The organism is Parachitinimonas caeni (assembly GCF_030129945.1).
GTDB classification, from domain to species: Bacteria; Pseudomonadota; Gammaproteobacteria; order Burkholderiales; family Chitinimonadaceae; genus Parachitinimonas; species Parachitinimonas caeni.
The window spans coordinates 75,922-88,662 of record NZ_JARRAF010000010.1 but is presented as its reverse complement, the minus strand read 5'-3'; the positions used below and the strand labels follow the sequence as shown (position 1 = coordinate 88,662).

6 protein-coding genes are annotated in these 12,741 nt (G+C 62.3%); all 6 read right to left on the bottom strand.

Annotation, left to right across the window (positions count from 1 at the left end; all coding sequences use genetic code 11):
• Nucleotides 1-54: 54 nt before the first annotated feature.
• The 6 genes from PZA18_RS10595 to PZA18_RS10570 are packed head-to-tail and all read right to left on the bottom strand — an operon-like array spanning nucleotide 55 to nucleotide 12,737.
• Nucleotides 55-684 (bottom strand): DUF4376 domain-containing protein, encoded by a 630-nt coding sequence (locus PZA18_RS10595; protein ID WP_284100813.1) that lies wholly within the window; start codon nucleotides 682-684, stop codon nucleotides 55-57.
• Nucleotides 685-689: 5 nt separating this feature from the next.
• Nucleotides 690-1,634 carry a DUF7483 domain-containing protein gene (locus PZA18_RS10590; protein WP_284100812.1) on the bottom strand — a complete coding sequence of 315 codons (945 nt, stop codon included), beginning with the start codon at nucleotides 1,632-1,634 and terminating at the stop codon, nucleotides 690-692.
• Nucleotides 1,631-3,049, bottom strand: a complete 1,419-nt coding sequence (locus PZA18_RS10585; RefSeq protein ID WP_284100811.1) for a hypothetical protein — start codon at nucleotides 3,047-3,049, stop codon at nucleotides 1,631-1,633. The genes PZA18_RS10590 and PZA18_RS10585 overlap by 4 nt, the downstream gene beginning before the upstream one ends.
• Nucleotide 3,050: 1 nt before the next feature.
• On the bottom strand, nucleotides 3,051-3,890 hold the full coding sequence (locus tag PZA18_RS10580; RefSeq protein ID WP_284100810.1) for a hypothetical protein: 840 nt from the start codon (nucleotides 3,888-3,890) through the stop codon (nucleotides 3,051-3,053).
• Nucleotides 3,883-5,505 carry a hypothetical protein gene (locus tag PZA18_RS10575; protein ID WP_284100809.1) on the bottom strand — a complete coding sequence of 541 codons (1,623 nt, stop codon included), beginning with the start codon at nucleotides 5,503-5,505 and terminating at the stop codon, nucleotides 3,883-3,885. The genes PZA18_RS10580 and PZA18_RS10575 overlap by 8 nt, the downstream gene beginning before the upstream one ends.
• Entirely contained in the window at nucleotides 5,502-12,737 is a 7,236-nt protein-coding gene (locus tag PZA18_RS10570; protein ID WP_284100808.1) for a tape measure protein, read from the bottom strand. Before PZA18_RS10570 ends, PZA18_RS10575 begins: the two co-directional genes overlap by 4 nt.
• Between the last annotated feature and the right edge of the window lie 4 nt (nucleotides 12,738-12,741).

Sequence of the window (12,741 nt, the reverse complement as noted above, 5' to 3'; positions counted from 1 at the left end):
TATCGTTGTCTGTTTTAGGTGAGCAATGTTCGGCACGGTTAGTTGAATGCTGGCTCAGTCGGGCCAGCCGCTGTTCAGGTCCAGATCATGCAGGGTCTCCTTGGTGGTGGCAGCATCAATCAAGCCTTTCAGCCGCCAGGCGTTTTCATAAGTGCCAGTTTTGCGGCTCGCCCAGGCCAAGCCCACATCAATCATCTGCCGGGGCGTTAAATGATGGGTGACGTTCTCGCCATCGCGCCATGGCAGCTGTTGAGTACCACCAATCGCCAGCAAGGCTTGGGCGACTTGTACTTGGGCAGACAGGTTTTCCCGATGTCGGGGTTCATCAATTTCAATCGTCCCCAGTTGGCCATCAGGGAAGGGGAACAGGAAATTGCGGATTTCTTCGACGGCGCGACGGGTATCGACGAGTGCCTTGGCTGCGCGCTTGAGCTGATCCAGCGGTGGCAACTCATCAATCACGGTCCATTGTTGTAGCCAGTCATTGCCGACCTGAATGGGTGCAGCTTCGCTGGCACGCTGGTACGGGCCGGCTGCTGGCAACGGACTCGGTTTGACTTTGCAGTAACCGAGCGGTGCCAGATCGCGATTGCAGGGATTGGCGGGGAGGCTGATATGCGGTAGCGCGGCTTGAATGTCAGCCAGCGATAAGGGGTAGCTTTGGGTCGGGATATGTAGATACATGATCGTCAGGCCATCGCAATATAGATAAAGGTGGAACCTGCCACGTTGATGATGCTGGGCGGCAGGGTGACGCCCGAGGCGGCGGGCTTCAGGAATTCGTTATTGAATTCGGCGGTTGCCGAGTCGAGGTAGAGGGCCGGGTCGTTGCCAGGGTCAATCAAGCCGCGTGCCGTGTCGAAACCCAGCCAATGCTGCACACTGCCGGCGCTGGACTTGACCAGGAACAAGCGCGGCCGGAAGCCGAGGTTTAGAAACAGATCATTGCCGGTTCCGTTGTAGCTACCGATCTTGCTGAGTCCGGCTACCTCGGCGAAGAGGCAAGCGAGATATTGATTACCAGCGCCATTGACGTTGGCGTCAGCGGCAACGGTAAAAGCGTTGGCGGTTGGCGCCGTGCTGTTCCACGGCCCCGCACTGGCGTTGACCGTGCTGCCCAGCAACAAGCCTTGGCTGGCGCCGAGGTCGGCGTGGTAGACCGATTTCAGCGTGGAACTGCTGGCACATAACACAATCAGCAAACGCGGCATGGCGCCCAAGGCGTGACTAATGGTGCGCACGCTACCATTGCCGGCATAGCTGACCAGGTCCATAAAACCTTGGCAGCGGGCTAACTGCCACAGCACGTAGGGGGTAGCTGCGGCATTGGCAAATACATGGTTCGATAGCGTGAGGCCGGTTCGGCTCACGGCAGTAACCCCTGCAGAACCATAATTGATGGCCGTGCCAACCCCCGTCATATCCCATTGCACCGTCAGATCCGCTACCGACTTCAACCAGGGGGCGGCGCTGCCATTTCTGGCGCTGCCGATCAACAGCCCGCCGCCAGTCTGGTCCAGACCCGTGGCCAGGCTGCGGCCGCTCACGCCGTCACCCGTGTAGGCCGTCACCGCCAGCAGCTTGGCCGGGTCCAGCTTGTTGCCGCTGGCACTCATCAATCGCTGGGCAATCATCGCGAATCCTTCCAAGCCAAGCCGGCACGCCAGCTCACCCCGCCATCACGGGTGGTAAACACCAGCACATCCACGCCGGCAGCAGTGAGAATCGGCGCGGCACCGCCGGGCCATTTGATCGTCGCTGGCCAAGTAATGACGGCACTGCCGCCGTTGGTGAGTTCGAGCGTCAAGGAGGTGACTCGGCCGACTGGGGCGGGGTTGGCCAAGCCAAAGGTGGTGGCGCCAATCACCGTGGCCGTGACGTATCCACCCTGGGCGGCATCAATCGTCTTGTTCCCGCTGACATTGCCCAGCGTATTAACGGTTTCGGCATAGTCGCTGCCGAAAGTCTGACGACCGCTGAAGCTGTTTGCGCCATCCGTCACGGCCGCGTTAGCCAGACCGGCGGCGGCAACAGTGGTAGGTTTATTGCCAAGGTTGGCCCAAGTAAATGCCGACTCCAGCAGCAGCCCACCCTGATCATTGCCATTGATGGTCAACCTGAGCTTGCTTGTAATGCTGGCCCAGCTGAAACGAATTGTATCGCTGCCGGTTTGGAGTACTGGGCTATTACCAAGCGCCATCGATATATCGGCAGCCTGCAAGGTAATGGCGCCGAGTCGGCCATTGAAGCTATGCACTGCCTCAGCACCGTCGAGTTTGTCCCATGCTGCACCGTTATATATAAGGGCATCGCCGACCAGGTAGGCCGTGCCGTTAATGATTCCAGCAGTACCGATCCGATAGAAGTCGCCTAATGCCGGCGAGGCGGGCGAGCTGCCACCAGCGGCAGACCAGGTGCCGCGATAAACCAAAGCCCCAACGGCCGATGCCCGAGCTTGCAAGGCCCAGTGCTTGGCTGAGAACTCACCGGGTAGCACCTCGGTGTTTTGCGGGGCATTGGCGTATTGCTGGGCCAGCGTTTTGGCTGCCTCGGCGCTGGCGGCCGAGCTGGCCGCCGCGTTCTTGCTGGCGAGGGCATTGGCCTCGCTACCCGCCGCTGCCGTGGCACTGGCCTGGGCGGCGGTCTTGCTATTGGCCGCGCTGGCTTCGCTGGTAGCGGCATTATTGGCACTGGTCGCTGCCAAGGTCTTGCTATTGAGGGTTGCGGTTTCCGATTGCGCGGCGTTACTGGCGCTAGTCGCGGCCTGATTCTTGTAAGCCAGGCTGGCCGCCTCGCTGGCCGTGGCACTGCCGGCACTTTGCCCGGCTGCCGTTGCTGCCTGCTGCGCCTCGCCCTTGGCTGTCAGACTCTCGGCACGGGCCTGCTCGCTGGCCAGCAGACCAGTATTGAAAGCGCGCACGGTTTCGACGTGTAGCTGGGTCAGCTTGGCCGGGTAATTGCGGTCGTTCAGGTCGATCACTTCGACGGCAGCCAGCGGGGCGACCGCCGGATGAAAGCTACCGCCAATGATCTGGTCCACACGGGTCATCTCAGCACTCCTCAAAGCTGAAGGTCGGAATATCAAAGGCATCGCGGGCGCGATGAATCGCCTTGGGCGGCTGCACAAACTTGGCGTGAATCGCGCCGTGCATCAGCAGCCGGCTTTCTTTTGCGCCATCCCACACCAGGCCGAACCAGTCTTCACGGCCACCGAGTTGCCGTGCCAGCTCAGTCAGGGCGGCGCGGTCGGTCTCGGGCAGGCTGCTGTAGCTGAGTTCACCCCGGCGATAGGGCTCGACCGCTGACACGGTGACCAGCGAACCGCCAGCGGTCCGTACCTGCTTGGCATCGTCCAGCCAGTAGACTTGCGGGCTGTCGGCGTTATGACTGGGGCTGTAGCTGAGGCCGATCAGCAAACGCGCCATTTCCAGATAACCAGCCGGGTTGCCGGGGTCGTCAAACCGCAGTTCACCGGCCACCGCCCCCAGCGGTGGAAACTGCATAACCCCGAACTTGAGCGGCCAGCCGTCGTAGACCGAGGCGCCAATCGGCGCTATGCCCCAGGCGAATTCGCCCCAGCCCAAGCGGGGATAGACCGACTGCGAGCCGGAGTCGTACACCAGCAGGCTGCGGTCGGCATCGCGCCACAGCTTGAGCTGCCAGGTGGCGGCGGCAGACCAGTTGCCGCGAATCGCCGCCACCGAATCAATCACCCGGCCACTGTCCCAGGCAAATTGCACAGTGACCGAGGTGGATAACCAGCGAGTGCGGCTGTCGCGGCCGGGGCTCAGCAGGTTGTCCAGTGGCAGTGTGGGCACCGCTGGCGGCATCGAGCTCAGTTGGTGGTAATGCCGGGTTGGCAGGTCGTGGAACAGGCGGAAATTACTCATGCGGCACCCATACTTGCAGCGTGGTCTGGTTATCGGTCAGGGCTTCATCAATGCCGACTACGACCCCAAAGCGGCCGGCCAGATAGCGGACAGCCCCGAACTGGACGGCATCGCCGATCTGCATGGTCAGCGGTGCCAGTAAGGTGGGCAACTCCCACACGCTTTGCACCCCACGCCGGGCCAGTAAACGGCGGGCCGCCTCGGTGCGGGCGTCGTGGATGTTCATCAAACAGGTTTCCGGTTCAAGGTCTTCGGCCCCTTGGTACGGCGTGCTTTGCCTCAAGGGCAGCCGTTGCCAGGCTTGGCGCAGGGCCGCTTTATCCGCATCGGGGGTGGCCTCGCGCACATTGGTTAAAGGCTGATAGTTGTGGCGATAACGCAGGCTGACCGAGCGCGCCGGCAGCCGGCGGCGCAGTAAGCGCAGCTCGCGGCGGGCGTCCAGATCATCGGGGCCAAGCTGCAGGCTGGCCTGGGTTGGCGCCATCAATCGGCCGACCCGTACCCGGCCGTTGCGGTCCGGCCACAGCCAGGCACCGACCGAGCGCAACAGGCTATCCAGCACATCCAGCAGATTGGTACGGTCGGCCAGCCAGATACCGACGGTCTGCGGGCAATCGGTGTCAAGTCGGGCAAAACTGGCCAGGTCCAGCTCGGCATCGGTGAGACCGGCATAGCGTTGCAGCAGAAAGCGGCTGAGGCTGGCCACGGTATGTGGCCATGGGCCGTTATCGGTGCGGCCCTGCAAGTCGAGGGTGAAAGTGCCGGTGGGCGCACTATTCAAGGTCAGCCGACCGTTAGCGGCATCGAGGGTGAACGGCAGCGGCGCGCCGTCGTCACGGCAGGCGGTGACGGCCTGCACCGGGCCATCGGCCAGCAGATAGCGGTGCAGTCCGCCATTCAGTAGCGGGGGTGTGACGTTGAACACGGCGCCGAGCGGAATCGGTAACAGCGTGCCGCCGCTAGCATTGCCACCCGTAAACCGCACATTGAGCCGGCCGACTGGTGGCGCAGCCAGGCTGAATCTGCCAAGCGCCGGCTCGGCGGCAAACGACACCAGCCGGCCGTCATCATCCACGGCGTCGATACTGGTCACTGGCTCCCCGCCGAGAATCTGCCAGACCAAGCCGCCCAGCGGTTCCGGGTCGGCCAGACTGCGGGTGGACACCGGGGTATTGAACAGCTGCTGACGGTCGGCAATCTTCAGGGTCAGGGTTGCGCCGTCCTTGACGGCAATATCGGTCAGCACGCCGACCAGCACCGGCCGGAATGCAGCACGCGGCCAGTCCGGCGCGCCGACGTAGAGCGCGACTGGCCGCTTGTCCCAACTCCAGCCCAGCCAGTGGTCGAACTCGCCCAAGGCGTTGAGGACTTCAATATCGCCCCAGGCCGGCACGGCCACCCCGTCCAGACTGTCGCCGAGTTCGCCCTTGAAGCGCGGCACGGTCGCTAGATCGGCATACGGTTGGTTGGGTGGGATGTCAGCTGGGCCGGAGGTATAGCCGCCCTGACTCAGATAGATCGGGTGCTCGGCCTGGCCATCAAACGGCCGGGCTTCAATCAAGACCACGCGGCGGGCGCCGGACCGCAGCCAGGCCAGAAACTCAGCATCGTTCATGCGCGCCTCCCGGCTTCCAATGCCCTGGCCGTCTGATAGGTCGCGTCGCGGCTGGCTTTGGTGAGGGCTTCTATTACATTGCTGGCCGCGTCAAGCGTGGCTTCGACGTTGGCCAAGTCGCCATTGCGTTGATCGGATCGGGAGGCCGCCAGGGTCTTGTTGGTCTGCTCAACGGCGGTAATCAGTCGTTCCAGCAAGGGCACCAGCGAATTCCTGTCGCGCAACTGCGCCAGTAGTTCGCGGTTATCGGCCGCCGGCACAATCCGTTCACCCTGATGAATCAGCGCAATCATGTCGGATGGCACATGATTGGTGCCGACGGCAAAGCCGGGGATGCCGCGTTCTCGCGCCAGTTGCGCCAGTTGTGCGCTGGTCAGCGTGCTCTTGGGGTCCACCAGCTTTGCTACCGCTAGCATGTCGTTCACGTTGTAACCCAGACCGACGGCGGCCCGCAGGGCGCCGTCGAGGTCACCGGCTCTGACTTGGTTGGCCAGCGCCGCGTCACGCAGGCTGTCGCGCCCCTGACTGACACCACCAACGGTGCCGCTGTTGCCAACGGTACCCGCTGGCGGCCGGTTGGCCACGCTGCCGGTAATCGCGTTGCGCAGCTCGCTCGACAGGCTCTGCAGGCTCGCCGTCATATCCACACCCAGCTTGCCGAGCTGATCGTGAATATCCCGCAGCCGGGTATTGGCGATGTCGAATTTGCCAGCCGTAATGCCCCGCACCCCGTCCACACTGCGCTGCAGGGTTTGCAACTCGCCGACCGCTTGCTTGGCCCGCTCAGCGATGGCGGTTTGTTGTGCCAGCTCACGGGCTTTCAGGTCGCCCGAGTCGGCTAGCGGGCCAATCAGCGTTTGGACATGCGACAGCGCCGCATCGTAGCCGGTGCCGGAACCGTAGCGTTGCCGTGCCAGCTCAAGGTATTGATCGCTTAACTGGGTGAGTTTGGCGCGAGCCTTGCCGGCCTCGTCACCTGTGCCATTGGCTTTGGCGGCGGCTTCGGCCAGTTGCTTGTCTGATTCAGCCAGCCGTTCGGAAACGGTTTTGTTGGATTTGTCGCTGACCTTGAGCGACTTCAGATAGTCGCCAAACTCGCGAGCCGATTCCAGGCGCTTTTGCTCGGCTTCGAGTTCGACCCGGTAGCGGTCGAGAATCAGCGACTTCAGTTTGTCCGCTTGCGCAATCTGTTCATCGATGCCGGCGCCCGCGCTATAGAGCTGGCCGAGTTTTTCCCAGCCAGTGGCAATCTGGCTACCTAAATACTGCTGTTTATTGAGTTGGCCGGCCTCAATCTGGATGTTGGCAATGTCGTCGCTGATGCCACTTGATAACGCCCGCAGATTGTTCAAGTCGCGCTCAAGGGCTTGGGCGGCTTCGGCTTGGGCATCGAACTGGCTGCGTACCGTCTCGATGTAAGCGGCTTTGGCATCGACCGCCAATACCACAGCTTGGCGCTGCGCGTCGCTCATCGCGCCCCAATAGCTAACCGCTGCTTGTTCAAGCGTCTGGCCGGTGGCTTTGAGCCAAGCATCTAGCCCGGCCGTATCGAAACCAAACGACTTGGCAGCGCCGGCATACGCGGCTTGGCTAGCCTGGCCGCTCAATGCCAATTCTCGCGCCATTAGTGCATTGTTATTACCCAGCGCCGCCTGCGAACGTTTCCACACGTCTACCGCTAATTGCTCAACCTGGGCCGCCTGCAGCCGCTGCAGTTTTGCCATGTTCGCGGCCGAGGTACCGCCCAGCTCTTTGAGCTTGGCGATGTTGTCATCCAGCGACTTATTAATTTCGGCGAGCTTGGTAGCTGTATCAGACCGGCCAATGCTCACCAGCTCGCGGTCAATGTCACGTAGAAACTCGGCCAAGTCTTCAGCCCGTTTGCGCGCCTCTTCCGCAGCCTTGTCGGCGTCTTTACTGGGATCTTTGGGGCTGCGTTGAATGCCCGTTTTGCCGGGCAACTGCCGGGCGAATTCAAAGCCGAGGCTGCCGATTTCGGCCAGGGCGGGTTGAATGTCTTTAAGGGCCTGCTTGATTTCCGGGTTCGACAACACGCCAGACATAGCGGTCAGGTACTGCTTGACCACCCCAACGGCGTTGCTGAGGCTAGTGCCGGCTTGGGTACCGCCCGTCTGCATGGCAACACCGGCCACGGTCCCGCCGGTTGCGACCGTGGACGCTTGCATCAAGGCGGCATTGATCTGCGGCTGGATGATCTGATCCATCACCAGCTGGCCGACCTGTTGCGACACCTGGCCAGTCAGGGCGCCGGTGAAGGCGTCGCCAAAGGCCCCGGCGTATTGCTTGCCGGCCTCGGCGGCGCTGTCCGCATTGAGGATGGCGTCCTGCCAGGCTTTGCCGGCATCGTCGGCATTCCAACCGGCCCATTGCTTGGTCTGTTCGCTGACCGCATCGGTATACGCTTTAACCGCGCCCTCGGCTTGCATCAGCACCGAGAACTGTTTGCGGCCGGCTTCGCTATTCAAATCCAGAGCACCGACCATGGCCCGGAAGTCGGCGGCGGACTTTGGCAATGGCGCGCCGAGGTTTTCCACTTGCTTGGCCAGCAGCCCGATCTGGGTGCGGGTTTTGTCAGCAGCGGGCAGGAAGTCGTTTTGATAGCCAGCAATGCTGGCGCTCAGCTTGTCAGCCCCACCGGCCATGTCCACTAGCTGTTGACGCGCCGACGCGGTAGCCAAGCCGAGCTTCTGCACCGTGTCTGCGTAGTCTTTGCCGTAAAGCGCAATCGCGGCATCGGTGGCAGCAAAAGTGGTGGCCAGGCGATTGACTGTCTCGTACACCTTCTCGCCGTTCTGTCCCAGGGCATTGAAGTCGTCAAGCTGGGCCTCCTGGCCAAATACCCGCTTGATTTGTCCGGGTTGATTGAACAGCGCGGCCGCCTTGCTGACGGCCTCCAGCGTGGCCGGGAAGTCTTTGGCTTCGCCGCTGAACTGTCGGATGAAGTCGCCCCAGGCTTTCCCCTGCAAATCCAGTACAGCGCTATAGCGGTCTTTATAAGACTCGACCAGGCGAGTACTGAGCTGATCATGCTCGGTGCCGAAGTCGTATTGCTGGCTGGTGCCCGCGACAGCGGACTTGACGTCGTCCAGAGCTTTGCCCTTCAAGCCGAGGCTGGCAGCCACCGCATCGTCCATGGTCTTGAACGAGTCCATGAACGCCGTCAGCGCCGGCCCCATCTCCTGATCACTGAACCATTCATCATGGACGATGCCGACGGTGCCCAGCGCCGTGTTGCGCAGGCCCGCCGCCTTTTGATAACTACCGGGGGCAAAGTCGCTGGCGCTGCCAGTCTTGAGCTGGGCTTTCCGCTCGGCCAGCCCATCCTCCAGCCCGCCGCCCGCAATCCAGCCGGCAATAGCAGCGGCAACCGCTATATACGGGTTGCCCGTTTGCATGCCCATCTGCATGCCCATGGCGGCACCCTGGCCAGCGCTTTGCGACTTGCTCTTGTCCTTGGAAGCCGCCGAGCCAATCATGCCGGCAATGGCCGCCCACGGGCCCGATGACATGCCGCCACCACTGCTGGCGCCGCTGCTCATCATGTCGCCACCCGCCATGGCGCCCAGACCGCTGCTACTGCTACCCCCAAGGTAATCGGCAGCGACCGGCGACATACTGCTATCGATGCCGCCCATCGCACTGCCGCCGCTATAACTGCCACCCAGGCTATAGCCGCCTGAGCCAAAGTCGCCGGCGTTGCCCGGCCCATAGCTCCAAGCATTGCCTTTGACCGATGACGTATCAGCCGAAGAGCCGGAACCAAAGAATGACTTGCCGAAGTTGAACAGCTGGCCAAAGTCCAGACCACCTGCATTGCCCTGGCCATTGCCGGCGCCTTGCTGGCCTGGCTGCATCACCAGATTCACCAGGGCTTCAACCTGTGGCCGCAATACCAGGCTATTGATCTGGTTTTTTAGGGTTTCGGCAAAGGCTTCGCCATAGTTACCACCCGCCTCAAAGCCCCGCATCAGGGCATCACTGACACTGCGGCTCAGCTCTTCATTGCGCTTTTTCAGGGTCTCCGGGATTTCTTCCAGCTTGGCCTGAGCATCGCGGATCTGGTTATCGAGGACGCGGGCTTCGGCTTTGAGTCCGGACTGGACGGCTTTCTCGCGGGCACGTTGCAGATCGGTCAGCACGGTTTCGGCGTATTGCCGTTGCAACTGCAGTTCGACTTCAATTTCGCGCTGATTGCCCCAAATCCCGCCGGGATTGCGCTTGCGCGCCAGGGCAATGGCGTCATCGAACTCGGCCAGCGCGGCCTTGCCACTGGCGGCCCATTCTTCGATCTGAGCTTTATCCAGGCGGGTTTGTTTGTACTGGTCAAATTGGGACAACAGCTGCTGAGCATTTTCAGTGCCCAGCCGGCTGATCTCGCGTTGCAGGGCCGTCAATTCTTGCGTCAGTTTGAGCCGTTCCGCCTCGACCAATTGGCCCTGACCTTTCAAAGCCTCAATCTGCGCTGACTCGGTGAGCCGCTGAAACTGCTCGCTGGTCTGCTGGATCTTGGTCTGCAGGTCGTCGTCGTACTGGGCCAGCTTATCGTCGCGCTCGGCCCGCAGCCGGTTCAGTTCGCCTTCAAACTTGGCGAGGTCGGACTTGTCGTGCTTGGCTTTGGCTGCATTCAGCTTGATCAGACCCGCATCAATTTGTTTGGCGGATGTGGCTTCGGTGGCGGTTTTAAGGCTGGCGTAATAGTCGCGATAGCTGATCTGCCGCCGCTTCAGCTGGTTATCAAGTTCGCGGGTCTGCCGTTGCAGGGATTCACGGGCTTGCTTCTCGGCACTGTCCTGCTGTTGCAGCAGGGCTTGATATTGATCTTTACCCGCCGAGCGGATGGCGCCCTTGTCCTGACTTTTTTCTCGGATCAGCTGAATGCGGCGCTGATGCTCGGCATCGCTGATGATGCCGTCGTCGTGCCATTTGCGCTGGAGGGCAAAATCATCCGCTGCGATTTCCTGCTTGGTCCGATGGTTATGCGCCCATTTGTCCGACGCTTCGCGGCTTTTGACACCATAAGTACCAACATAGCCCTCATCGCGCGACCGGGCCGCCAGCCGGGCGATTTCCTTCTGTGCGGCTTCTTGCGCTTGCAGCTCATCGGTAACTTTCTTCAGCTCGGCCGCCGTCGGGCCGGACTTGAGGCTGAGCGTATCCAGACCGAAGCCGAAAACATCAAACAGGCCGATGGCTTCGACCAGCGACAGGCCCAGATCCGCGACGCCGGCACCGAACTGCACCAGGCCGTTATGACCGGCCTTGCGCGAGGCTTCGGCCGCTTCATTGAAGAGGGTCATGGCGGCCGAGGCGCCTTCGACTTCGGCCAAAACGACCTTGGCCACGCCGCTTTCGGCCACCGAGACCTTGAATTCATGCCACGAATTCGCCAGGCGATTGACGACAGCCTGTGCCCGGTCGCCGGCCTGCTCGGCCGCGTCGCCAAGTTCGGTCTTCAGCTGCTGGGCAAACTTGGGCAGGAAGTCGTCGGAAATCACCTGACCTTGTTCCAGCATCTTGCTGAGTGCGGAGGTTGACACCCCCATCGCTCTGGATGCGATTTGAAACGCCCCCGGTAGGCGTTCGCCGAGCTGGCCGCGCAATTCTTCCGCCTGCACGCTGCCCTTGCTGATCATCTGGCTGATGGCGAGCAAGGCGCCCTCGGTTTCGACCGCCGACAAGCCCATGACGCTGGAAGCTTTGGCCACGGACTCGAAGATGTCGCGGGTTTTCTGGCCCTCTAAGGAAGTGCCGCGACTGGCGGCGGCCAGTTTCATATAACTGGCCGAGGTGCTGGTGAACTCCAGACCCAGTTTATTCGCGGTGACACGCAGGTATTCCAGATCGCGGCCAGCAGCCACGCTGCTACCGCTATTGCTGAACAGCAGACCGGCCCGCAGCTTATCGACCTGAATCTGGGCCTCCAGCGCGGCATGGCCAATCGCTGCCAGCCCACCGATCAGCGCCATGCCAGCCAGGGCTGAGCCGCTGGCATAAACTGACTGCATCGCACCCGCCAACCCGTTGAGTGCCGCCCCAGCGCGCCCCCCGACATTGATCAAGCGTTGTTTGGCCTCTTCAGCGGCTTTCAGCTGGGCAATCATCGGCCCGGCCGCATTGGCCACCCCGAGTTGCGCCGCTTTCAACTGCAGCAATTCGTGGCGGGTTTTGCCGATGGCCTGCACTTCCTGCTGCAGCGTCTGCAGAAACTGGTCGCCGGCTTCTCGGGCCCGGCGGCTGGCGTCGGCCAGGCGGCGCAATTCATCAGCGGTCGGACCGGCGCCGAGCTGGCGCAGCTGGGCACCGGTCTGCACTGCGCCGTTACCGATGCCATTCAAGGCCACGGTAATGGGTTGCAGTGACTGTCCGAGTTGGCGGATGCCGTAACCTGACTGACCCAGCCCGGCGTTCAGCCGACGGCCAGCGGCGTCGCCGCTATCGCCGAGGCTGACCAGACTGGTGCGCACCAGCTGGCTTTGGCCCAACAGCTGCTGCACCCCAGCCGCCGCTCCACCCAGCCCGACATTGACGGCCCGGCCGACCTGCTGGCCAGCCTCGCCGAAACCGGCAAAGCTGAGGCGGGCGGTTTGGGATTGCAGGGCGAACTGTTGCAGGCTATTACTGGCCGCGCCGACACCGCTACTGATCAACTGGCCGGCCATCGGCCCCAGTTGTCCCAGATTCAGCAAGCTTTGCGCCGCATTCTGACTGGCCGGCCCGATCTGACCCAGCCCTGCCGCCGCTTGCTGGCCAGCCTGTTGTACCCGGCTGGTCAGCAGATTGAAGCCGTTGCCGAGTTGCTGCACCGGCGGCAACACCCCGGCCACCGCGCCGCCCAATCCCACACTGATGGCCCGGCCAGCGTTCTGGCCAGCCTCGCCAAAGCGGGCAAAACCGAGGCGAGCGGATTCGGTGTGTTGCCCCAGCTGTTGCAAGGGGGTATTGACCGCCCCCAGCCCATTGGCGGCCGCCAGCCCGGATTGCTGTAGTGCCGGCCCCAATTGGCCGACCTGTGCCAGCACCCCCTGCGCCGCCGCCCCGAGCTGGCCGGCACTCTGGCTGGCCTGCCCGAGGCCCGCACCAGCCGCTTGTCCCGCCTGACGGGCGTTGGCGCCGAGCTGGTCAAACGAGGCGCCGACCCGGTTGGCTTCATTGGTCGCAACCTTGCCATCGGCGGTGATGCGGATCGATAAGCGGAATTCGCGGTTGCTCATGTCA

Excerpts from the sequence above, each read along its gene's own strand:
- PZA18_RS10585 (WP_284100811.1), bottom strand. The coding sequence starts at position 3,049 with ATGACCCGTGTGGACCAGATCATTGGCGGTAGCTTTCATCCGGCGGTC.
- PZA18_RS10595 (WP_284100813.1), bottom strand. The coding sequence starts at position 684 with ATGTATCTACATATCCCGACCCAAAGCTACCCCTTATCGCTGGCTGAC.
- PZA18_RS10580 (WP_284100810.1), bottom strand. The coding sequence starts at position 3,890 with ATGAGTAATTTCCGCCTGTTCCACGACCTGCCAACCCGGCATTACCAC.
- PZA18_RS10590 (WP_284100812.1), bottom strand. The coding sequence starts at position 1,634 with ATGATTGCCCAGCGATTGATGAGTGCCAGCGGCAACAAGCTGGACCCG.
- PZA18_RS10575 (WP_284100809.1), bottom strand. The coding sequence starts at position 5,505 with ATGAACGATGCTGAGTTTCTGGCCTGGCTGCGGTCCGGCGCCCGCCGC.
- PZA18_RS10570 (WP_284100808.1), bottom strand. The coding sequence starts at position 12,737 with ATGAGCAACCGCGAATTCCGCTTATCGATCCGCATCACCGCCGATGGC.